At 54.9% G+C, this 21,964-nt stretch carries 17 protein-coding genes, 1 pseudogene and 1 riboswitch; of the genes and pseudogenes, 8 read left to right on the plus strand and 10 right to left on the minus strand.

The window, feature by feature from the left end:
- Positions 1–151 precede the first annotated feature (151 nt).
- Both yegQ and yegS read left to right on the plus strand, forming a co-directional pair.
- Positions 152–1,513: a tRNA 5-hydroxyuridine modification protein YegQ gene (gene yegQ, locus AAER43_RS15225; protein WP_008500866.1), complete on the plus strand. Its 1,362-nt coding sequence runs from the start codon at positions 152–154 to the stop codon at positions 1,511–1,513.
- A gap of 248 nt (positions 1,514–1,761) precedes the next feature.
- Complete coding sequence (gene yegS / locus AAER43_RS15230; RefSeq protein WP_050862506.1) at positions 1,762–2,661, plus strand: lipid kinase YegS; 900 nt, start codon at positions 1,762–1,764, stop codon at positions 2,659–2,661.
- 53 nt (positions 2,662–2,714) lie between these two features.
- On the opposite strand, the gene fbaB is transcribed toward yegS, so the two are convergent.
- Positions 2,715–3,767 (minus strand): class I fructose-bisphosphate aldolase, encoded by a 1,053-nt coding sequence (fbaB, locus tag AAER43_RS15235; RefSeq protein ID WP_342702001.1) that lies wholly within the window; start codon positions 3,765–3,767, stop codon positions 2,715–2,717.
- 250 nt (positions 3,768–4,017) lie between these two features.
- Here fbaB and AAER43_RS15240 point away from each other — a divergent pair, with 250 nt between their 5' ends.
- From AAER43_RS15240 to AAER43_RS15250, 3 genes and pseudogenes are all read left to right on the plus strand, one after another.
- Entirely contained in the window at positions 4,018–5,295 is a 1,278-nt protein-coding gene (locus AAER43_RS15240; RefSeq protein ID WP_050862507.1) for a nucleoside permease, read from the plus strand.
- Positions 5,292–6,296: an ADP-ribosylglycohydrolase family protein gene (locus AAER43_RS15245; protein ID WP_032636046.1), complete on the plus strand. Its 1,005-nt coding sequence runs from the start codon at positions 5,292–5,294 to the stop codon at positions 6,294–6,296. Before AAER43_RS15240 ends, AAER43_RS15245 begins: the two co-directional genes overlap by 4 nt.
- A pseudogene (locus tag AAER43_RS15250) lies at positions 6,293–7,247 on the plus strand (PfkB family carbohydrate kinase). Before AAER43_RS15245 ends, AAER43_RS15250 begins: the two are co-directional and overlap by 4 nt.
- Here the strand turns inward: AAER43_RS15250 and AAER43_RS15255 are convergent.
- From AAER43_RS15255 to AAER43_RS15275, 5 genes are all read right to left on the minus strand, one after another.
- Positions 7,221–7,967, minus strand: a complete 747-nt coding sequence (locus AAER43_RS15255) for a GntR family transcriptional regulator (RefSeq protein ID WP_023330895.1) — start codon at positions 7,965–7,967, stop codon at positions 7,221–7,223. The pseudogene AAER43_RS15250 and the gene AAER43_RS15255 sit on opposite strands and share 27 nt — an antisense overlap.
- A 42-nt stretch (positions 7,968–8,009) precedes the next feature.
- The gene (gene thiD / locus AAER43_RS15260; protein WP_045268768.1) at positions 8,010–8,810 is read right to left on the minus strand and encodes a bifunctional hydroxymethylpyrimidine kinase/phosphomethylpyrimidine kinase; all 801 of its coding nucleotides are present in this window, start codon (positions 8,808–8,810) and stop codon (positions 8,010–8,012) included.
- Positions 8,807–9,577, minus strand: coding sequence for a hydroxyethylthiazole kinase (gene thiM, locus AAER43_RS15265; RefSeq protein ID WP_050862509.1), 771 nt, complete (start codon positions 9,575–9,577; stop codon positions 8,807–8,809). The genes thiD and thiM overlap by 4 nt, the downstream gene beginning before the upstream one ends.
- Positions 9,578–9,612: 35 nt before the next feature.
- Positions 9,613–9,709, minus strand: a riboswitch (TPP riboswitch).
- Positions 9,710–9,979: 270 nt separating this feature from the next.
- Positions 9,980–11,413, minus strand: coding sequence for a glycoside hydrolase family 32 protein (locus AAER43_RS15270; RefSeq protein WP_023337537.1), 1,434 nt, complete (start codon positions 11,411–11,413; stop codon positions 9,980–9,982).
- Positions 11,414–11,429: 16 nt separating this feature from the next.
- Positions 11,430–12,671 carry an MFS transporter gene (locus AAER43_RS15275; protein WP_050862510.1) on the minus strand — a complete coding sequence of 414 codons (1,242 nt, stop codon included), beginning with the start codon at positions 12,669–12,671 and terminating at the stop codon, positions 11,430–11,432.
- Between the two features lie 238 nt (positions 12,672–12,909).
- Here AAER43_RS15275 and AAER43_RS15280 point away from each other — a divergent pair, with 238 nt between their 5' ends.
- The 3 genes from AAER43_RS15280 to AAER43_RS15290 all read left to right on the plus strand — a co-directional run bounded on the left by AAER43_RS15280 (position 12,910) and on the right by AAER43_RS15290 (position 17,122).
- A complete protein-coding gene (locus AAER43_RS15280; RefSeq protein ID WP_050862511.1) occupies positions 12,910–13,917 on the plus strand; it encodes a LacI family DNA-binding transcriptional regulator in 1,008 nt (335 codons plus the stop codon).
- Between the two features lie 343 nt (positions 13,918–14,260).
- Complete coding sequence (locus tag AAER43_RS15285) at positions 14,261–15,637, plus strand: diaminobutyrate--2-oxoglutarate transaminase (RefSeq protein ID WP_014884533.1); 1,377 nt, start codon at positions 14,261–14,263, stop codon at positions 15,635–15,637.
- An 18-nt stretch (positions 15,638–15,655) separates the two neighbouring features.
- Positions 15,656–17,122: an aspartate aminotransferase family protein gene (locus AAER43_RS15290; protein ID WP_050862512.1), complete on the plus strand. Its 1,467-nt coding sequence runs from the start codon at positions 15,656–15,658 to the stop codon at positions 17,120–17,122.
- A gap of 36 nt (positions 17,123–17,158) precedes the next feature.
- Here the strand turns inward: AAER43_RS15290 and AAER43_RS15295 are convergent, their stop codons facing one another.
- From AAER43_RS15295 to AAER43_RS15310, 4 genes are all read right to left on the minus strand, one after another.
- Positions 17,159–17,674 (minus strand): protein disulfide oxidoreductase, encoded by a 516-nt coding sequence (locus AAER43_RS15295; protein WP_048997407.1) that lies wholly within the window; start codon positions 17,672–17,674, stop codon positions 17,159–17,161.
- Positions 17,675–17,750: 76 nt separating this feature from the next.
- The gene (locus AAER43_RS15300) at positions 17,751–19,931 is read right to left on the minus strand and encodes a polysaccharide biosynthesis tyrosine autokinase (RefSeq protein WP_050862513.1); all 2,181 of its coding nucleotides are present in this window, start codon (positions 19,929–19,931) and stop codon (positions 17,751–17,753) included.
- The gene (locus tag AAER43_RS15305; protein WP_023330908.1) at positions 19,931–20,380 is read right to left on the minus strand and encodes a phosphotyrosine protein phosphatase; all 450 of its coding nucleotides are present in this window, start codon (positions 20,378–20,380) and stop codon (positions 19,931–19,933) included. Before AAER43_RS15305 ends, AAER43_RS15300 begins: the two co-directional genes overlap by 1 nt.
- On the minus strand, positions 20,380–21,519 hold the full coding sequence (locus AAER43_RS15310; protein WP_023337539.1) for a polysaccharide export protein: 1,140 nt from the start codon (positions 21,517–21,519) through the stop codon (positions 20,380–20,382). The genes AAER43_RS15305 and AAER43_RS15310 overlap by 1 nt, the downstream gene beginning before the upstream one ends.
- Positions 21,520–21,964: the final 445 nt, after the last annotated feature.

The raw sequence follows: 21,964 nt of genomic DNA on the forward strand, positions 1-21,964 counted from the left end.
TAAGCCGGGTAAGGTGAAGCCACCACCCGGCACAATCACTTTACCTCCCTGCCCCTCAGCGCTACAATGCCCGCCCTTAAAGTGGGGGATCTCCCCTTACCGCTGCACCTGGTGCATGCGGATCTGACCTGTCATCAGAACGAGAACAAACATGTTTAAACCGGAACTCCTTTCCCCGGCGGGAACGCTGCAAAATATGCGTTACGCTTTCGCCTATGGTGCCGACGCCGTTTACGCGGGCCAGCCTCGCTACTCGCTGCGCGTGCGTAACAACGAATTCAACCACGAGAACCTGCAGCTCGGTATCAACGAAGCGCATGCCCTTGGCAAAAAATTCTACGTGGTGGTCAACATCGCGCCGCACAACGCCAAGCTGAAGACGTTCATCCGTGACCTGAAGCCGGTGGTGGATATGGGACCGGACGCGCTGATCATGTCGGACCCGGGTTTAATCATGCTGGTTCGGGAGAATTTCCCGGAGATGGATATTCACCTCTCGGTACAGGCTAACGCCGTCAACTGGGCGACGGTGAAGTTCTGGAAGCAGATGGGGCTGACCCGCGTTATCCTGTCTCGCGAATTGTCCCTTGAAGAGATCGAAGAGATCCGCACTCAGGTGCCGGATATGGAGATCGAAATCTTCGTTCACGGCGCGCTGTGCATGGCCTACTCCGGCCGCTGCCTGCTTTCCGGCTATATCAACAAGCGCGACCCGAATCAGGGTACCTGCACCAACGCCTGCCGCTGGGAATACAACGTCCAGGAAGGCAAAGAGGACGACATCGGCAACATTGTCCACAAACATGAGCCGATCCCGGTGACCAACGTTGAGCCGACGCTGGGCATCGGCGCACCAACCGACAGCGTGTTTATGATTGAAGAAGCCAAACGTCCGGGCGAGTACATGACCGCCTTTGAAGACGAACACGGCACCTACATCATGAACTCGAAAGATCTGCGCGCTATCGCCCACGTTGAACGCCTGACCCAGATGGGTGTGCACTCCCTGAAGATCGAAGGCCGCACCAAATCCTACTACTACTGCGCGCGTACCGCGCAGGTCTACCGCAAAGCCATCGACGATGCGGCAGCCGGTAAACCGTTCGATACCAGCCTGCTGGAAACCCTGGAGGGTCTGGCGCACCGCGGCTATACCGAAGGCTTCCTGCGTCGTCACACTCACGATGACTACCAGAACTATGAGCACGGCTACTCCGTTTCCGAGCGTCAGCAGTTTGTCGGTGACTTCACCGGCGAGCGTAAGGGCGCACTGGCGGCCGTGGCGGTGAAAAATAAGTTCACCAAAGGCGACAGCCTGGAGCTGATGACCCCGCAGGGCAATATGAACTTCACGCTGGAGCATCTTGAAAACGGTAAAGGCGAAGCAATTGAGGTTGCCCCGGGTGACGGTCATACCGTCTGGCTGCCGGTTCCGGAAGAGGTGGAGCTGAAATTCGCGCTGCTGATGCGTAATTTCAACGGTGAAAGCACCCGAAACCCACACGGTAAATAGTTAATCAGGGGAATTTTTTCACGGTGGGATAATTCTTAGAATCGGATCACATACCGCTTCGTTCAATACGGGTATTATCCCCCCGCTGAAAAACATAACCCATAAATGCTAGCTGTACCAGGAACCACCTCCTTAGCCTGCGTAATCTCCCTTACGCGGGCTTATTTTTTGCCTTTCATCCTGTTCTTACCCGCTTTTTGCCGCTCTGCTATACACTCTTACTAACGCTAAAAAAGGGAGCAGCGCGGATGGCAACCTATCCAGACAGTTTATTGATTCTCAATGGCAAAAGTGTAGGCAACGATCTGTTGCGTCAGGCAATTCAGGGGTTGCGTGACGATGGCGCACGTATCCACGTGCGGGTAACCTGGGAAAAGGGCGACGCGGCACGCTATATCCATGAAGGCTTAACGTTAGGCGTCAGCACTATTATTTCCGGCGGCGGCGATGGCACCATCAATGAGATCGCCTCTGCGCTTATCGACCTTCCCCCGGCTGACCGCCCGGTGATGGGCATCTTACCGCTCGGCACTGCCAATGATTTCGCCACCAGCGCCGGGATCCCGGAAGATTTAGAGAAAGCACTCCAGCTGGCCATCCTTGGCAAAGCCACCGCGGTGGATATTGCCCAGGTGAATGACAAAACCTGCTTTATTAATATGGCGACGGGCGGATTTGGCACGCGCATCACCAGCGAAACGCCGGAAAAGCTGAAGGCGGCGCTGGGCGGCGTGTCTTATCTGATCCACGGTCTGATGCGCATGGATACCCTTAAGCCAGACCGCTGCGAAATTCATGGCGAGGATTTTCACTGGCAGGGAGATGCGCTGGTGATTGGGATTGGCAATGGCCGTCAGGCAGGCGGCGGACAGCAGCTCTGCCCGGAGGCGCTGATCAATGACGGTCAGCTCCAGCTACGTATTTTCACAGGTGACGGCCTGCTGCCCGCGCTGTTTACCACACTGACGCAGCCCGAAGAGAGCCCGAATATTATTGCCGGGAAATCGGCATGGTTTGAGGTGAATGCCCCGCACGGGATGACCTTTAATCTCGACGGCGAACCGCTGAGCGGGACGCAGTTCCGCATTGAGGTATTGCCCGGCGCGCTGCAGTGCAGATTGCCGCCGGACTGTGTGCTTTTGCGCTGATTGTATTGCCGGGTGGCGGCTACGCCTTACCCGGCCTACGTTTCGTCCTCAGGTCAGGCAATCGTTACTTTGCTGTCCAGATAGACGTCCTGAACCGCATTGATCAGCTTCACGCCGTCGGCCATCGATTTCTTAAACGCCTTACGGCCCAGGATCAGCCCCATGCCGCCCGCGCGTTTGTTAATAACCGCTGTACGCACCGCATCTGACAGGTCAGTGTCGCCCCCTGCAGCCCCGCCGGAGTTGATCAGCCCCGCGCGGCCCATATAGCAGTTCGCCAGCTGGTAGCGCACGAGGTCGATTGGGTTTTCGCTGGTCAGCTTGCTGTAGACGCGATCGTCGGTATAGCCGAAGTTGACCGCTTTATAGCCACCGTTATTCTCGGCCATTTTCTGCTTCACAATATCCGCGCCGATGGTCGCGGCCAGATGGTTCGCCTGCCCGGTCAGGTCAGCGGAGACGTGGTAATCTACCCCGTCTTTTTTGAACGCTGAGTTACGCAGGTACGCCCACAGCACGGTGACCATACCCAGCTCGTGCGCACGCTCAAACGCCGCAGAGATCTCTTCAATCTGACGGCGGGACTGTTCAGAGCCAAAGTAAATCGTCGCGCCAACGGCCACCGCCCCCATATTGAACGCCTGCTCGACGCTGGCGTAGAGGGTCTGGTCATATTCGGTTGGGTAGCTGAGGGTTTCGTTGTGGTTCAACTTCACGAGGAACGGAATGCGGTGGGCATAGCGACGCGAGACGGAGGCCAGCACGCCGTAGGTGGACGCCACACAGTTACAGCCCGCTTCTATCGCCAGTTCAACGATGTTCTTCGGATCGAAATAGAGCGGATTCGCGGCAAAGGAGGCACCCGCCGAGTGTTCAACGCCCTGGTCTACCGGCAGAATAGAGAGATAGCCGGTGCCACCCAGTCGTCCGGAGTTATAGAGCGTTTGCATATTTCGCAGAACCGCTGGCGGACGGTTGTTATCCACCATCACCCGGTCAACATAGTCATGACCAGGCAGGTAAAGCTGGTCGGCTGGAATGGTCATACAACGATGCTGTAAAAGGCTGTCGGCGTCTTTGCCAAGCAACTGCGCAATATCAGTCATGTGATACTCCCGTAAATCCGACATCGTGTCGGTGTGTGTTTATCCCGTCCCATTTTTTATGGGCAGACTAAGCCTGGTACCGACTTAACCGATTTTCCACCCTTTGCATTTTTTTTCAGCACAATCTGCTGGCTCGATTCGTGTACAACAAAACTGTTACATTGATCAAACAATCGCCACAAAGGTATTTAAAAGGTATTATTGAGTGGTATGTTAAAGGCGTACCCTCACTGACATGCAGGATTAAAAAATGAAAACGAAAGTCCAACTGTCATTCATGATGTTCGTTGAATGGTTTATCTGGGGCGCCTGGTTTGTGCCATTGTGGCTGTGGCTGAGTAAAAGCGGGTTTACCGCCGGGGAAATCGGCTGGTCTTATGCCTGTACCGCCATTGCCGCTATTCTCTCGCCTATTCTGGTCGGCTCGCTGACGGACCGCTTCTTCGCCGCCCAGAAAGTGCTGGCGGTACTGATGTTTGCCGGTGCCATTCTGATGTACTTCGCCGCGCAGCAAACCCAGTTCAGCACCTTCTTCCCGCTGCTGCTGGCTTACTCCCTGACCTATATGCCCACCATCGCACTGACCAACAGTATCGCCTTCGCCAACGTGGGCGATGTCGAGGCCGATTTCCCGCGCATCCGCGTGATGGGAACGATCGGCTGGATCGCCTCCGGGCTGGCGTGCGGGTTCCTGCCGCAAATGCTGGGCTATAGCGACATCTCGGATACCAATATTCCGCTGCTGATGACGGCAGCCAGCTCCGCCCTGCTCGGTGTCTTTGCCCTGTTCCTGCCAGACACGCCGCCGAAGAGTACCGGCAAGCTGGATTTCAAAGTCATGCTGGGGCTGGATGCCCTTATCCTGCTGCGTGATAAAAACTTTCTGGTGTTCTTCTTCTGCTCATTTTTATTCGCCATGCCGCTGGCCTTCTATTACATCTTCGCCAACGGCTATCTCACCGAAGTGGGAATGAAAAACGCCACCGGCTGGATGACGCTCGGTCAGTTCTCCGAAATCTTCTTTATGCTGGCCCTGCCGTTCTTCACCAAACGCTTTGGTATTAAGAAGGTCTTACTGCTGGGTCTGATTACGGCCGCCATTCGCTATGGATTCTTCGTTTACGGCGGCGCGGAACAGTACTTCACCTATGCCCTGCTGTTCCTCGGTATTCTGCTGCACGGTGTGAGCTACGACTTCTACTACGTCACCGCGTATGTCTACGTGGATAAAAAAGCGCCGGCGCATATGCGCACCGCCGCGCAAGGCCTGATTACGCTGTGCTGTCAGGGTTTTGGTAGCCTGCTGGGTTACCGCCTGGGCGGCGTGATGATGGAAAAAATGTTCGCCTACAAAGAGCCGGTGAATGGGCTGACCTTCAACTGGGCCGGAATGTGGACATTTGGTGGGATCATGATTGCCGTGATCGCCGTGCTGTTTATGCTGTTTTTCCGCGAATCGGACAAAGAGATCACTGCAATTGAGGTGGTTAATGGCGATGCCGCGCTGACACAAGGGGAAGTTAAATGAAGCAAAACCGTATTCTCGGTGCCCTTTACGGGCAGGCATTAGGCGATGCGATGGGAATGCCGTCAGAGCTGTGGCCGAGAAAGCGCGTTAAGGCGCACTTCGGCTGGATCGACCGCTTTTTACCCGGCCCGGCAGAGAATAATGCGGCCTGTTATTTCAGGCAGGCCGAGTTCACCGATGATACCTCGATGGCGCTGTGTCTGGCGGATGCGATTATCGAATGCGACGGACACATTGATGCGGATGTTATCGGCAAACATATCCTGAACTGGGCGCTCGATTTCGACGCGTTTAATAAGAACGTACTCGGCCCGACATCGAAAATCGCGCTAAACGCGATCCGTGACGGGAAACCGGTCAGTGAACTGGAAAACAACGGCGTGACCAACGGGGCGGCGATGCGAGCCTCCCCGCTGGGCTGCCTGCTCCCGGCCACGCGTCTGGAACATTTTGTGGAGCAGGTGGCGCTGGCCTCCAGTCCGACCCATAAATCGGATCTTGCCATCGCCGGTGCGGTGGTGATTGCCTGGGCGGTTTCCCGCGCCATCGACGGGGAACGCTGGCAGAACATCGTCGATGCCCTGCCGGGTATCGCCCGCTATGCGCAGGAGGCGAAAACAACCACCTTCAGTGCATCGCTGGCAGCGCGTATTGAGCTGGCGCTTAAGACAGTGCGGGAAGCTAACGGCATCGACTCCGCCAGCGAGCAGATTTATCAGCTCACGGGCGCGGGAACTAGCACCATTGAATCCGTTCCGGCGGCCATTGCGATGGTCGAACTGGCGGGAACCGACCCGAACCGCTGCGCGGTCCTGTGCGCCAACCTGGGCGGCGACACCGACACCATTGGCGCGATGGCAACGGCCATCTGCGGGGCGTTGCATGGTGTGCAGGCGATTGATCCGGCGCTCAAGGCCGAGCTCGACGCCGTCAACCAGCTCGATTTCGGCCACTATTGCGAAAAACTGCTGCACTACCGGGAGCAAAGGGAGGGCGTATGAACTCGTTTGCCCGACGTCTCGAAACCTTGTATGCCACACGCCCGGTGACGGTGCTGGGCGCGGCGGTGATTGACGTCATCGCCGACGCCTACGCCCTGCCCTGGCGCGGGTGCGATATCGAGCTTAAACAGCAGGGTGTGAATATCGGCGGCTGCGCGCTGAACATTGCCATCGCCCTGAAACGACTCGGCATTGTGGCACAAAACGCCCTTCCCGTCGGCCACGGCGTGTGGGCGGATATTATCCGCAACGCGATGGCAAAACAGGATCTGCACAGCGCCGTGGAGGCCGAAACCGGCGACAACGGCTGGTGCCTGGCGCTGGTTGAGCCTGACGGCGAGCGCACCTTTATGTCGTTTAGCGGGGTGGAGAACCAGTGGCAGCCGGGCTGGCTTGATACGCTGTCTGTACCATCACACAGCCTGGTTTATTTGTCCGGATATCAGCTGGCCTCACCGTGCGGTGAGCTGCTGACGAGCTGGCTGGAAGGGTTACAGGAGGTGACGGCATTGATCGATTTCGGCCCGCGCATCGGGGATATTCCCCCCCCCCCTTATGGCGCGGATTATGGCCTGCAGGCCGATCGTGTCGCTTAATCGTCAGGAAGCAGAAATTGCGGCGGAAAGACTGGGGGTGAAGCCTGAAAACCTCGGCGCGGAATGGCAGCGGCGTTTCGGCGCCGCGCTGATTGTCCGTCATGATAAAGACGGGGCGGCCTGGTATGACGGTGACGCTTCAGGCGTTGTTCCGGCGTTTCCGGCCACGGTCGTGGATACCATTGGCGCAGGCGACAGCCATGCGGGCGGCACGCTCGCCGGGCTGGCGGCAGGGTGGTCACTGGCAGATGCCATTCTGTTGGGGAATGCCGTGGCGTCCTGGGTGGTCAGCCACCGCGGCGGTGATTGCGCTCCCACTCGCGAGGAACTACTCCTCGCACACAAAGACGTATAGATCGCTACGACAGTAGCTGATGCTGTACTCAATCGGCCGGTGTTGCTGGTCAAGCGCAACCTGCTTGATCACCAGCACCGGTATTTTTTCGTCCATCTTGATGTGCGCCTGAAACTCGCTGTCCGGCATACGGGCGCTCACCCGTGAACGGGTACGCTGCGGGAAAATATTCTGACTGCGGAAGTAGTCGTACAGCGAAATACCAATCGCATCCGGATCGGGAATTAACCCGACCGGCACCCAGGACTCTTCAATCGACACCGCGTCGTCGTCAACATAGCGAATGCGTTTCAGCATGAACACCTCGCTTTCAGGCTCGAGCGACAGCTGGCTGGCCACCTCTTCCGGGCATTTTACCACCCGTTTATTGACCCACAGCGTGTTGGGCGTTTTACCGCGCAGCACCACCTGCTGAGAAAAACCGCGCGCCTCTTTCAGCGAATATTCGAAGATGTTGTGGATTTGCGTTCCGTAACCCCGGGCACGCGTTACAACGCCCTCGGCTTCCAGCGCCTGCATCGCTTTGCGCACGGTGATGCGCGACACGCCGGTTAACTGGCTGAGATCGCGTTCGCCGGGCAGAATATTCCCGTGCTCCAGCACCCCGCTGCGCACCGCGTTTTTTACCGTTTCGGCAAATTTCAGGTACAGCGGTGTGTTATCGGCCGCGGCGATCCGTTCATTCAGTTGAGCGATTAATCGGGTATGCGCTTGTTCCATCTCTGTTTTCTCAGACGTGGTGTTTCCTGCCAGTATACTGGCTTACCACCATGCATGAAAATGATGAACCGGCCCAATACCGTGACCGACTTCCAGAGTATCGGCTTTTGCCAGCGCCGCCGAGAGCCAGGTCTTCGCTTCGCGTACCGTATCTGCCCAATTGTCATGCCGTGGACGCAGCGCCGCCAGCGCGGCAGAGAGCGTACAGCCAGTGCCGTGGGTATTTTTGGTCTGTACGCGCGGGGCGGTAAAACGCACTTCCCCCTCGCGGGTAAAGAGCCAGTCAGGGCTTTCAGCATCATCCAGGTGCCCACCTTTCATCAGCACTGCGCCACATCCCATCGCCAGCAGCGCGTTTCCCTGCGCTTTCATTTCACGTTCAGTTTGCGCATGCGATGTGCCTAACAGCGCGGCGGCCTCCGGCAGATTAGGGGTAATGAGCGCCACCTGCGGCAGCAATTTCCGGCGCAACGTCTCAACCGCGGAAGCGGAAAGCAGCGGATCGCCACTTTTTGCCAGCATCACGGTGTCCAGCACCACGTTTTGCACCTGATAACGCTTCAGTCGTTCTGCCACCGCTTCAACAATGTCCGTTTCGGCCAGCATGCCGATTTTGGTGGTATCAATACGCACGTCGCTGAACACCGAATCAAGCTGCGCGGCAACAAAATCCGGTTCGATTCGGTAAACCGACTGCACGCCGCGCGTATTTTGCGCCACCAGCGCGGTAATCACTGAACAGCCGTACGCGCCGAGGGCCGAGAAGGTTTTCAGGTCAGCCTGGATACCCGCGCCGCCGCTGGGGTCGGTACCGGCAATGGTCAGGGCGTTAATCCGTTTCATGCCTGCTCCTCCAGCGTATAGAGCGCATCAAGGAACCCGCTGGCAAAACTGCCTGGCCCGCGAGCGTGCGCAACGGCAACCGTTCCGGCACGCTTCATCCATCCGCAGGCGGCGGCAACGTTATCCAGCCTGTCGCCCGGCAGCGAACAGCAGGCCGCGACGACGGCGGAGAGCGCACAGCCCGTACCCACTACGCGGGTCATCAGCGGGTCGCCGCCCGCAACCGTTCGGGTGCGCTGTCCGTCAGTGATGTAATCTATTTCCCCCGTCACCGCCACAATGGCATTGGTCTGACGGGCCAGCGCCTGTGCAGCTGGCACCGCGCTGACCGCGGTATCGGTGGTATCAACGCCGCGCCCACCGGCGCTCATTCCGGCAAGAGCAAGGATTTCGGAGGCATTGCCGCGAATGGCGGCCGGTTTAAGGGCAAGAATTTGGTGGCAAAAGCGGGTGCGGAACGCCAGCGCGCCCACGGCCACCGGGTCCAGCGTCCAGGGCTTTCCTGCCGCCACCGCGCTTTCAATCACCCGACGCATCGACTGGGCGCGCGGCGAGGTCAACGTGCCGACGTTAATCAGCAGGGCATCGGCAATCCCGGCAAACTGCTCAGCTTCTTCGGCCTCAATCACCATCGCAGGGGATGCGCCAAGCGCCAGCAACACGTTAGCCGTGAAGGTCTGTACGACATCGTTGGTCATGCAATGGGTAAGCGGAGAACGGGTACGGAAATGATGTAAAACGTGTAAATCGAGCAGGTCAGGCTGCATGGGTTCGCTCCTGCCTTGCGTGAAGAAGCGATGACCGGGGAGGCATCTGACTTCCCTACGCTGGCATTATCCAGATCAGGTAATACGGGTATTTCTCAGCCTTCACAAAGAAGGGCACCCCGAGTCAAAATACTTTTGAAACAATGAGTTAATTAACGCTTATTGCTGTTGTTTAGTGTAACCGCGGCGGCGTGCCAGGCGCAAGGGGTTTCGATTTATCGCGGTACTCATCACAACAGAGACCGGGAAAGGAATCACCTGTTCATCTTCGTTTATTACTCTGTCAGAGCAGATCGGCGGTGAGTAAAGAAGCAACGTAAAACAAAGGCGTCGCCTGTCGCCTTTTTATTTGCAGACCATAACGGATTATGACGTCAGGACGTTATTCCTGACGTCATTCGTTTACCCTAATTGCCATGCTCCGGCATCGATAAGCGAAGCGGCCCCGGTCCACGCGAACAACGCAAGTTCGCGACACTCTGCATCAGGGTAAATACGGCTGCTCAGGCACGCCTCCCCTTCATTGACAAACACTTCCACTGACGAGCTGTCAACGAACAGGCGCAGGCTTAGCGTGTCGTTCAGGTTCAGCGCGACGCTTCGGGTACCGCACAGGCCATACTGCGGATAATAACGCTCCAGCACCAGGCGCTGCATCTGCGCATCAACATAGACGCGTAAGCCATCTCCAAAACGAATGCCGTATTGCTCTGCACCGCTGTTGGCGCAATCCCACTTCAGCATGACCTCCATCGCGTCGCAGTGTTCCACCAGAGTAATCTGCTGGTTTTTAAGAGTACTTACTGGCCAGGGGAACCACTCTCCCCGGAGGCCTTCGACCTCTCTGGCCGGTCGCATTTGCAGGCGGTTATCCGCACTCAGCGTCAGTTCACGCGGTAAAGAGAGCATGCCAGCCCATCCATCTTCCTGCTCCGGCAGTGGGGATTCCCACATGTCCAGCCAGCCGATAACGATACGGCGGCCATCAGGGGTCAGGAAACTTTGTGGCGCATAGAAATCATGTCCGCGATCCATCTCCACAAACTCACCTTCTCGCACAAAAGGCTGACCAGGCTGCCACTCGCCCAACAGATAGCCACTCTGAAATAGATTACGATTTTTGTATCCTTCAGCCACCACTCCCTGAGGTGAAAACATCAGTACGCGCTTGCCATTGAGAGTGAAAAAGTCAGGGCATTCCCACATATACCCCATCTCTTTTTCTGCCACCGCAAGCACGCCCATATCCTGCCACGCGTGCAGATCTTCAGAGCGATACACGCGCACCTGACCCGTTTCGCCGTCCCGCGCACCGACGACCATGTACCAGCTCTCCCCCTCACGCCACACTTTCGGGTCACGGAAGTGATGCAGGCCAGGCGGCGTGTCAACAACCATGCCTTCCCGGCTAAAATGAATACCATCACGGCTGGTCGCCAGACACTGCACCTGGTAGAGATTTGCCTCATCATCAGGATCGCCGTGGAATTTATGTCCGGTGTAAATCAGCGCAAGCGTATCGCCATCCACCACTGCCGATCCGGAAAAACAGCCATCCTTGTCTTCTGCTCCTTCTGGCGCCAGTGCAACCGGGAGATGTTCCCAGTGAACTAAATCCTTGCTGCGCGCATGGCCCCAGTGCATCGGGCCCCACTGGGTCGAATACGGATGATGTTGATAAAAGGCGTGATACCAGCCATCAAACCAGACCAGGCCATTAGGGTCGTTCATCCAGCCAGCGCGTGCAGCGAGGTGGTAACGCGGATACCAGCGCAGGTTAAGCCCCTCGCGTCTGGACTGAAGTTCCTGCTCTGCTTTCGTAATGGAATACGTCATTGCTCTACTCTTTCGATCAGATAGAGGAAGGTTGCGGCATGAGCGGGTCAGAAGAGGACTTACCCGAGCGCAAAAGGAAGATGGAGATAAACGTGGTGCTGAACACTAACAGCCCCATAATCAGATAAGACTGGGCAAAACCGTATTTCTCATAGCTGTAACCTGCCAGCGGCGACAGGACTGAGGCAATTACCGAGCTTGTACAGGCGAAGCCCACCAGATAAAGGGTGGAAGAGAGCCGCTTATCAAAATGTAAACTGTTGTATTTAAAGATTGAGACCAGCAAAACAGGCAGTTCTACTGCGTGCAATAGTTTGGTTATGGAGATCAATACCGGCCCCTCAACCAGTCCCGATGCCACCATACGCATCGCCATCACCATTCCCGCGAAAATCAGGCCATTCTTCGCGCCGAGGCGATTCACCAGCCAGGGAGCGCAGAACATCCCCGCCGCTTCAAGGAAAACCTGGAAGGAGTTGAGGTAGCCGTACATGGCGTTCCCTTCCTGCAACGTCGGGAACTGGGAGGAGAAATAGACCGGAAACTGCTGGTCGTAAACGCCGTAAATACAGGTCCCGATTACGAAAAACACCAGCGCCCAGAAGCGTGGCAGCGTCAGCAGGCGCAGCGCGTCTTCCAGCGTGACCTTGCCGCCGGAGACCGCTTCCTGCATGGCGTGCGGTGCCGAAGAGACCCTGAGACGCGCCAGCAAAATAAAAAACACCAGTCCTGCGCAGCTCGCGACAGCGAAATTCAGCTTCGGATCGATGTTAAACAAGAGTCCCGCAAAAAAGGTCGCCACTGCCCAGCCAAGCGATCCCCACATCCTCGCTTTGCCGAATTCAAACTGGCTTTGGCGTGCCACGCGCTCGGTATAGGATTCCAGTACCCCTATCCCGCCGTTAAACGTCAAACCGATAAAAACCCCGCCGAAAATACTGCCGAGTAAAACGTTAATCTGCAGCAGATAACCAAACAGCAAAAACGCCGGACCCGATAGAATGAGCAGACTGGTCAGAAACCAGAGCAGGTTTTTTCTCAGACCGAGCTTGTCCTGAATGAATCCATAGCAGATTTGAGCAAACAGCGCAGAGACTGAAAGCACGGCATAGATAATGCCGGTATCCCCTGCCTTTAAGCCCACTTCCTGGTGGAGCCAGATAGAAAGCAACGAGCCGGAAGACGACCAGGTCACAAAAAAGAAAAACAGTAATGCGCTCAATAAAGGGTAGCTGTGAGAGTGATGCGTTTTCATCATGACATTCTCATGTTGGAGTAATGACGCGATGGTAACGTTAACATAATTTTATTCTCATGCTGTTTGACTAAGATTTATGATGTTAATCACGAAAGTTAACGTTAACATTGAAGGAGTGCGATCGCGATCAAATATTCATCTGTGATCGCTGCACGACACAACCCTTGAACAGGCTTTCCTTTTACATCAGTTACTTAGTTGTATATTCTCTCTTACAGATCATTGACGGAGTAAGAAAATGGCTTCCCTGAAGGACGTCGCAAAGCTGGCGAACGTGTCTCTGATGACCGTATCACGTGCGCTTAACAGCCCGGAGCGCCTAAAACCGGAAACGCTGGCGCGCGTACATCGGGCCATCGAGCAGACCAACTATGTGCCCGATCTGTCCGCCAAGAAGATACGTGGTGCACATGCCTCACCTAAAACCATCGGCGTGCTGGCCCTTGATACGGTGACGACACCTTTCTCGGTGGAGATTACGCTGTCCATTGAAGAGACCGCCAGGATGCACGGCTGGAACAGCTTCGTGATGAATATGTTTAGCGATGATAATCCGGACGCCATTGTCGACCTTCTCCTGTCTCATCGGCCTGACGGGATTATTTACACCACCATGGGGCTACGTCAGGTTCCTCTCCCGGCTAAGTTGCTCACCCTACCCTGTGTGTTGGCCAACTGCGAAAGTGACGGTGAACGGGTAGCCAGCTATATTCCAGATGACGAACTGGGGCAGTACACCGCCGTGCGCGCGTTGCTTGCGGAGGGCTATCAACAACCACTCTGCCTGCATTTGCCTGCGAGCCACCTGGCCACAACCCGACGCCGTCAGGGGCTGGAACGCGCATGCCTTGAAGCGGGAATCGACCCGGATAGCCTGGAGCACAACTATATGGCGCCCGGCGATGAGCACTATCGTGACATTCCCTCAGTGTTGCTGGCGCGCATCCAGAATGGTGTCCCACGGTTCGACGCCGTGATCTGCGGCAACGACCGCATCGCGTTGATGGTCTATCAGACGCTACTAGCGCAAGGGCTTCGCATTCCCGAGGATGTCGCGGTTATCGGCTACGACAATATGGTCGGCATTGGGGAACTCTTCCTCCCTCCGCTCTCTACGGTTCAGTTGCCGCATTATGAAATTGGTCGCCTGAGCGCCCTGCATATTATTAACGGTGAGCAACACCTGGAAACCACACGTGTTGAAAGTCCATATTTAAAGCGTGATTCCGTTGCGCATGCATCCTGACCGCAGCTTTTTGCACAGGTCGCAGAAATAAGCGTGCAAAGGAGGCGGCTTACCTCCTTTTCATCAAGCGAATCGCACAATTTGCCACACTCTTTTTTATGATTTTACAATCAGGGCGTAAAGTACGTAACAGGCTGTTTTTATTTACCATAAAGTGTAATTTCCTCTCCTTAAACGGGGATAAACCCGCCCCTGTAACCCATGTCACAAAACAGTAAACAAATTAACCATTGAGCCCCGTGGCAAAAGGCTCTATATTGGCGGCGTTTTTTTCAGGCCCCATCTGTTTTTTAACTTTTTATTCAATCGTGGCTCATAACGAAGCGGCGGTTGTAGGAGTGATATGATGACGGATAAAGTCCGTATTGACACTGTAGATGCCCACAAAAGCAACGAAACCTATCTGGCCCGTCAGGCCGAGTTTGAATCTAACGTCAGGAGTTATCCGCGCAAACTGCCTTTAGCGATCACTAAAGCAGAAGGCGTGTGGATCACCGATGCAGATAATAAAGAATACCTTGACTGTTTAGCAGGTGCAGGGACCCTTGCGCTTGGACATAACCATCCTGATGTGCTGAAAAGCATCCAAAATGTCATTACCAGCGGCTTGCCGTTACATACACTGGATCTGACGACGCCTCTGAAAGACGCGTTTTCTGAATACCTGCTCTCTCTGCTGCCGGGTCAGGGCAAAGAATACTGCCTGCAGTTCACCGGTCCATCCGGTGCTGACGCCGTTGAAGCGGCGCTGAAGCTGGCGAAAAAAGTGACCGGCCGTAGCGGTATCATCAGCTTCTCAGGTGGTTACCACGGGATGACCCACGGCGCACTGTCCGTGACGGGTAACCTGTCTCCGAAAGAAGCGGTTGACGGTATGATGCCAGAAGTGCAGTTCATGCCTTATCCGCACGAATACCGCTGCCCACTGGGTATCGGTGGTGAAGCGGGTGTTAAAGCGCTGACCTACTACTTCGACAACCTGATTAACGACGTTGAAAGCGGCGTGCGTAAACCTGCTGCGGTGATCCTCGAAGCCGTTCAGGGTGAAGGCGGCGTGAACCCGGCTCCGGCTGAGTGGCTGCAGCGCATCCGTAAAGTGACGCAGGAACATGGCATTCTGCTGATCCTCGACGAAGTTCAGGCAGGCTTTGCCCGTACCGGTAAATTCTTCGCCTTCGAACACGCGGGCATTGAGCCAGACATTATCGTGATGTCTAAAGCCGTTGGCGGCGGTCTGCCGCTGGCCGTGCTCGGTATCAAAAAGCAGTTCGACGCATGGGCACCGGGTCACCACACCGGCACCTTCCGCGGCAACCAGCTGGCGATGGCAACCGGTCTGACGACGCTGAAAATCCTGAAAGACCAGAACATCGCAGGCAAAGTGGCTGCACAGGGCGAATGGCTGAAAGGCCAGCTGAAAGAGATGGCGAAACGTTATCCGGTCATCGGCCACGTTCGCGGTCTGGGCATGATGATCGGTATTGAGATCGTTAAGCCACACGAAGCGGCTGACCACATGGGTTGCTTCCCGGGCGACGGCGAGCTGTCTGCACTGATTCAGAAGAAATGCTTCGAAGCCGGTCTGATTCTGGAACGTGGTGGTCGCAACGGTATCGTTCTGCGTCTGCTGCCTTCTCTGCTGATCAGCGATGAAGAGCTGAAAATCTTCCTGGATAAATTCGAGCAGGCACTGCTTGCTGCGGGCGTTCGCCCGGCGTAACCGGAGTAGTTGATTACGATGTCAGATTCAAACCCAATTTTGTTCTCCTCTGCGCAGAGTATTGACGCTTATCAGCAGGCGATTGAACAAAGCACTCAGGCTGTGATGCAGTGGCTGAAACAGCCTGAGATGTACCAGGGCAAAACGGTCGCGGAACTGCGCGACCGTATTAAGCTGGATTTCAACCCGAAAGGGCTGGGCAACGAAGCGGCGATTGAACGCGCCGTGGAGTTCTTCCTGAAAGACAGCTTGTCCGTTCATCACCCACAGTGTGTGGCGCACCTGCACTGCCCAAGTCTGGTCGTAAGCCAGGCGGCAGAAGTGCTGATTAACGCCACTAACCAGAGTATGGACTCCTGGGATCAAAGCCCGTCCGCAACCATCATTGAGATCAAACTGATCGAATGGCTGCGTACCCGCGTGGGTTATCAGGCTGGCGACGCAGGTGTTTTCACCAGCGGCGGCACTCAGAGCAACCTGATGGGTCTGATGCTGGCCCGTGATGCATTCTTCGCGCGTCAGGGTCACTCCGTTCAGCAGGACGGTCTAGTGGGCGATCTGCGTAAGATCCGCGTACTGTGCTCCGAAAACGCGCACTTCTCCGTGCAGAAAAACATGGCGCTGATGGGTCTGGGCTACCAGTCCGTGGTGCAGGTGAAAACGGATGAATTCTCCCGTATGGATCTGTCCGATCTGGCGGCGAAAATTGCGCAGTGCAACGCGAACGGCGAGCAGATTCTGGCGATCGTCGCGACAGCCGGTACCACCGATGCCGGTGCTATCGACCCGCTGCGTGCGATTGCTGAACTGGCGGCAAAGCAGAACATTTGGGTACACGTTGATGCGGCCTGGGGCGGCGCGCTGCTGATGTCTGAGCAGTATCGTCATTACCTGGACGGTATTGAGCTGGTGGATTCCGTCACGCTGGACTTCCACAAGCAGTTCTTCCAGACCATCAGCTGCGGCGCGTTCCTGCTGAAAGAAGCACGTCACTATGAACTGATGCGCTATCAGGCTGCCTACCTGAACTCTGAGTTCGACGAAGAGGCGGGCGTGCCAAACCTGGTGTCCAAATCTCTGCAGACGACCCGTCGTTTCGACGCGCTGAAGCTGTGGATGAGCCTGGAAGCACTGGGTCAGGAGCAATACGCCGCGATCATCGATCACGGCGTATTGCTGGCGCAGCAGGTTGCCGCCTACGTGAAAGAGCAGCCTGCTCTGGAACTGGTTATGCAGCCACAGCTGGCAAGCGTGCTGTTCCGCTTCCGTGGCCAGGTGCAGATGGACGATGCGGGTATCGCCCTGCTGAACCAGAAAATTGGTGATGCGCTGCTGGAGTCTGGTCGCGCGAACGTCGGTGTGACCGAGCATAACGGCGTTACCTGCCTGAAGCTTACGCTGCTGAACCCAACCGTGACGCTGGAGGATATTAAAACCCTGCTGTCTTTGGTTGAGCGCACCGCGCAGGAAGTTCTGGCTAAGTAATCCAAAACCCCTCTCCCGCCGGGAGAGGGGTTATTTTTACAGACCTGCCCACCACATCCTGACTTTTAATCCCCAGTAACTCGTCCAGCCCGTTGTGGTACTGACCACATTCCCCTTCGATACAATCACCAGCGTCGGCGTTACGCTCACCTGCCACTGTTGTGACACCGCACCGTTTGCATCGTTAATCACCGGCATACTCAGGCTTTTCTTCTCGACCCAGCGAGCCAGCTTCGCATCATCACCAGAACGCATGGCAATACTGATGACGTTACCGCCCTCTTCTGCCAGCTTATCCACCGCCGGTGTCGTATAACGGCAGATGCTACACCAGGTGGCCCAGACGTAGATCAACAGTGGCCGCTCCTGGCTGAGCGCTTCGATATCGTGGCGCTTTCCGTCAATGCTTTGCATTGGGGTGGCGCTAAAACTGGCGGGGAGTGTGGGCTTGCGGAATTGATCCACGCCCCACATCACGGCCAGCGCGAGCAGGAAGAAAATGATCCCTTCCCGCGCCCAACGGCGCAGTCGACTCAATTTACGGTTATCCATTATGACCTCTCGTTGTAACGGAGGTCATCTTAACGGGCTGTTCGGCGCGGTGCTGTAAAGAAGTGTCGCGCCACGCTTATTCCTGGGTGTAGCCATAGTCGTAGTGGCTATAGCCCGAGTTGTAATAGAGCGCAGCGGATTTCACGATATCGTTGAGGATAGCGCCATTCACCTGCACGCCCGTTTGCCGCAGACGCTTCAGTGAGTGCTCGACCTCTTTACCGCTGGTTTTTCCAAAACGGGCAACCAGTAGCGTGGTGGCCGCGGCTCTGGTGATCAGCAATGCATCCGTCACGGCAAGTACGGGTGGGGTGTCGATAATGACGATGTCATAAAGTGTGTCGATCCGTGACATTACCGCCTGGAAGCGTTCACTCATGAGCAAATCAACGGGATGTGAAGGCCGGGGTCCGCAGGTCAGGACATCAAAACCGCCTTTCTCAAAGCGTTGAACCGCGTCCTGCCATTCTACGTTTCCTCCGAGCACGCTGGACAATCCAAGATGATTGTTCAGTTTGAAAATATTGTGGACATACCCCTTGCGCATATCCGCATCAATAAACAAGACTCGCTGTCCCGCCTGAGCCGCAATCGACGCCAGTGAGGTACTGACCAGGGTCTTTCCGCAGTCCTGCGTAGGGCCTGACACCACTACGATCCGGTTTGTTGCATCCATCATTGTAAAATGCAGACTGGTACGGAGCCCGCGCACCGCTTCGATAAACATATCGGTCGGCCGGTCAACAGGCAGGAAAGGTACGTTTGATGTTCTGTGTTTCCAGTGGGAAGCAAACAGGTTCCGCCTGCGCAGATGCGTCTTTTTCCAGAGCCAGACTGAACGCGGGAGCGTCGCCAGAAGCGGTATTCCCTGCATTTCAAGTTGCTCAGATGACGTAATGCCCCGCTTAAAGGCCGAACGCACGAAAACCGTTCCGGTCGAGAGCATTAACCCCATCAACATGCCCAGCACAATAATAAGCGCTTTACGCGGTTTAATCGGAATGGGCTGCGTCACGGCCGGGTCAATGATCCGCACGTTTCCAATCGCGCTGGAGCGGGAGATATTCAGCTCCTGCTGCCGCGTCAGAAGTTGCAGGTAGATGGTACGCCCGGATTCCACGTCACGACTCAGGCGTAATATTTCCTGCTGCGTGGAGGGCATGGCTGAAACGCGTTTGTTGAGGCGCGTACGTTCCTGCTCAAGCGTTTGTTTCTTTTCCCGTAACGCGCGGTAAGTGGGGTGATCCTTCTTGAAAAGCTGAGAAACCTCTGCTTCACGGAATGTCAGCTCGTTAAGCTGGTTTTCCACATTAACAACCTGATCAAGAACCGACTTTGCCTCCAGAGACAAGTCGACAGAATCACGCTTCTCTCTGTAGGCATTCAGTCGTGCTTCGGCTTCATCCAGCTCCCGACTGATCTTCGGTAATTGAGTCTGTAAAAACGTCAGGCTCCGGGTATCTTGAGCTTCCTGACGCGCGATATTCTGGCTGAGATAATTTTCAGCGATTGTATTTAGCACTCTGGCGATCTTACCGGGGTCTTCACCCGCTATGGTTAACGCGATCATACCGCTCTGTTTCGCCGATTCAGCAACCGTAAGCCTCTTTTGAATGGCGTTGATCGCTTCAAGTTTCGTGACGGTTTTGAGGATAAATTGGGTACCCGGAACCGCATCGAGGGATGTCACCAGCAGAGATACCCCATCTTTAACCAGCGCTTTTCCCACAACGCCGTCTACAGCCAGCGTCTTACCCTCAAGATGAAATCGCCCCTGGTCCTGTGCGGTGAGTAAAAGCGTTTGTGGCTCACCTTCCAGAAGCGGAATAGTCAGTGCGCCAATCGTTATTTCATCAGATTTTCGTCCCCGAATCTGTTCCCACACAGGACCGATAACAGGGAGTACGCGCCGCTTAACGTGGTATGTTAGCCCGAGTTGATCAACGGTCTCTCCCAGAATCATCCTTGATTTAAGGAGCAGAAGTTCTGGGGCGACATCGGGGGAGAGATCGGACCCGAACTGGCTTAAGCTTTTAAGTAGCGAGTTATCCTGCTTCGCCTCGACCTGCACCAGGGCATCAGCCTGATAAACTGGCGTGGCGCTAAATGCATAAATCCCCGCACATACCGTGAACAGGAGTGTGATACACGCAATCATGATCCGGTGATCAAACATCTCAGCAAGCAACTGAATGAGATCGATTTCATTATTCTGCGGTGTCGCGGCACCAAATTTGTCTGATTTAGAAGACGACATTACTGCTTCATTCCTTGTTGACTCAAACGACGAGCCCATTCCTGACTGGCTTTTCCCAATTGGTTGAAAACATATTCGAAGGCTTCACGACTTTTGTGATACGGGTCGGGAATGTCCTTGGTTTCCAGCCATTGTCCAAATAGCAGCGATTTTCCCCGGTTCTCCGGGGCCATAGTGGCGATAAAACGAAGGTGTTTCGGCTCCATCACCAGAATCAAATCGGATTTTTGTAACAGGCTACGCGTCACCTTGCGGGCAACATGCCCCTCCAGCGAAATACCATGACGCCAGGCCACGGCCTGCGCAGCGGCATCCGCCGGGCATCCTTCGAGACCGAAAATACCTGCCGAGGTCACCTGCCTGCCGGGTAACTGCTGGCGCAACAGCCGTTCACCCATTGGCGAACGGCAAATATTGCCTGTGCAAACCACTAAGATTGAATTGAACATTATTGCGGCCACGATCTGATATAACGGACGGTTTCGGTCAGATCGTGAACACCTGTGATAGTCGGCACCAGTTGGGTAATGACGCGATTCCAGCGTGAAAGCGGTGCGGTGGTCACATAGACAATGTCATACGGCTCCAGCTGAAATTCCGTGCTTAGTACCATGGCTGACGCATCTTCTGCATTCAGTTGATAGATGTTGGCAATTTTGTCCGCGTCGCCTTTTTTCGCTACCTGTCGAATAACAAAAATGCCGGTGGCATCGGCCATGTTCTGGTTTAAGCCGCCAGCATTTCCCAGCGCTTCGGCCAGCGTCATGCCGCTACGATCCATTTTAAGGGTGCTCTGTTTAACCACCTCCCCCATCACGAACACTTTCAGCGCGTCGTTTCGGGGAACAAACAAGATATCGCCAGGATAAAGCAGCTTGTTTTGCGTTAAATCGCCGTGCTGCATCAGGGCATAGAGGGAAAGACGTGAGTCCTGACCATTATGCGTGAGTACCACATTCCGCCAGTCGGCATCCGCAGATAGCCCACCAGCAGCGTTGACTGCATCCATCACCGTCAGTGGAATATTGGTAATGGGCTGCTGGCCCGATTTCTCTACCTCACCAGTGATATAGGCTTTTTGCGAACGGAAGGAGGCTATGCTGACATCCACCTGAGGGCTCTCAATGACCTTATCCAGCCGCGCGGTAATCTCTTCACGTATCTGTGAAACTGTTTTGCCCGCTACGTGCAGCTTACCGACATAGGGGTAAAAAAGCGTACCGTCGGCGTTGACCCAGTTGCCCGCATCGCTCGCGCTACGATACTGCCCGGCAGGCGTCGTTAATTCAGGGTGATCCCAGACGGTGACCGTCAGGATGTCGCCTGTGCCAATACGGTATTCCCAGTTTTTGAGCTGCTCATCCAGATTAGGATTCGCCTGAGATTTCGACACGGGCGGACGCAGTTTTTCAATCAACCCAGGGGTCACTGGAAAAATTTCTACACGTTTATCCAGTTGATGATTAATTCCTTCACTCGGCGTAACTTTTTTTCCAGACAGACTTAAGTGCTGACCCGGTGAAAATACACACCCTGTTAACTGGCTAAGAAAAAGAAAGAGTAGTGGGAATGCAGTTGTGTTTTTCATTTATATAAAATGTTGGTTTATCGTTGCGCCAGGCGTTACATCTGCAAAAAGAATGCAACTAACACCATGAAATATAATTAGTTATTATTTTAATGGCATTACCATGAAATTCTAAAAAACGAATACATCCGCTTTAAAAAACTGAGCCGATGCACAATCGTCTAATAAAATCAAAAGTAATATCACTTCATCCGAAGGCGATACTAAAGGGTATTCCTCAGTAAAGCATTCGCTTAACCGCGCAATTTTGATGCTAAAAGTTATTTTCAGAATAGATTAATAAAAATAACAAATACTAGTAATGGTAAATATCGACCACACAAATAAGACCCACACGGTTCGACTACACAAAACTGTCCATTTTTGTTACATTTTTTTCATACACGGCTTGCGTTGATCCTTAAAATGGACTGTCTGCCTTGCTTCATACGCGCGCCCGCAGACA

This window comes from Enterobacter sp. FUJ80071, from assembly GCF_038739915.1.
GTDB classification, from domain to species: domain Bacteria; phylum Pseudomonadota; class Gammaproteobacteria; order Enterobacterales; family Enterobacteriaceae; genus Enterobacter; species Enterobacter kobei.

Excerpts from the sequence above, each read along its gene's own strand:
- yegQ (WP_008500866.1), top strand. The coding sequence starts at position 152 with ATGTTTAAACCGGAACTCCTTTCCCCGGCGGGAACGCTGCAAAATATG.
- yegS (WP_050862506.1), top strand. The coding sequence starts at position 1,762 with ATGGCAACCTATCCAGACAGTTTATTGATTCTCAATGGCAAAAGTGTA.
- fbaB (WP_342702001.1), bottom strand. The coding sequence starts at position 3,767 with ATGACTGATATTGCGCAGTTGCTTGGCAAAGACGCCGACAGCCTTTTA.
- AAER43_RS15240 (WP_050862507.1), top strand. The coding sequence starts at position 4,018 with ATGAAAACGAAAGTCCAACTGTCATTCATGATGTTCGTTGAATGGTTT.
- AAER43_RS15245 (WP_032636046.1), top strand. The coding sequence starts at position 5,292 with ATGAAGCAAAACCGTATTCTCGGTGCCCTTTACGGGCAGGCATTAGGC.
- AAER43_RS15255 (WP_023330895.1), bottom strand. The coding sequence starts at position 7,967 with ATGGAACAAGCGCATACCCGATTAATCGCTCAACTGAATGAACGGATC.
- thiD (WP_045268768.1), bottom strand. The coding sequence starts at position 8,810 with ATGAAACGGATTAACGCCCTGACCATTGCCGGTACCGACCCCAGCGGC.
- thiM (WP_050862509.1), bottom strand. The coding sequence starts at position 9,577 with ATGCAGCCTGACCTGCTCGATTTACACGTTTTACATCATTTCCGTACC.
- AAER43_RS15270 (WP_023337537.1), bottom strand. The coding sequence starts at position 11,413 with ATGACGTATTCCATTACGAAAGCAGAGCAGGAACTTCAGTCCAGACGC.
- AAER43_RS15275 (WP_050862510.1), bottom strand. The coding sequence starts at position 12,671 with ATGATGAAAACGCATCACTCTCACAGCTACCCTTTATTGAGCGCATTA.
- AAER43_RS15280 (WP_050862511.1), top strand. The coding sequence starts at position 12,910 with ATGGCTTCCCTGAAGGACGTCGCAAAGCTGGCGAACGTGTCTCTGATG.
- AAER43_RS15285 (WP_014884533.1), top strand. The coding sequence starts at position 14,261 with ATGATGACGGATAAAGTCCGTATTGACACTGTAGATGCCCACAAAAGC.
- AAER43_RS15290 (WP_050862512.1), top strand. The coding sequence starts at position 15,656 with ATGTCAGATTCAAACCCAATTTTGTTCTCCTCTGCGCAGAGTATTGAC.
- AAER43_RS15295 (WP_048997407.1), bottom strand. The coding sequence starts at position 17,674 with ATGGATAACCGTAAATTGAGTCGACTGCGCCGTTGGGCGCGGGAAGGG.
- AAER43_RS15300 (WP_050862513.1), bottom strand. The coding sequence starts at position 19,931 with ATGTCGTCTTCTAAATCAGACAAATTTGGTGCCGCGACACCGCAGAAT.
- AAER43_RS15305 (WP_023330908.1), bottom strand. The coding sequence starts at position 20,380 with ATGTTCAATTCAATCTTAGTGGTTTGCACAGGCAATATTTGCCGTTCG.
- AAER43_RS15310 (WP_023337539.1), bottom strand. The coding sequence starts at position 21,519 with ATGAAAAACACAACTGCATTCCCACTACTCTTTCTTTTTCTTAGCCAG.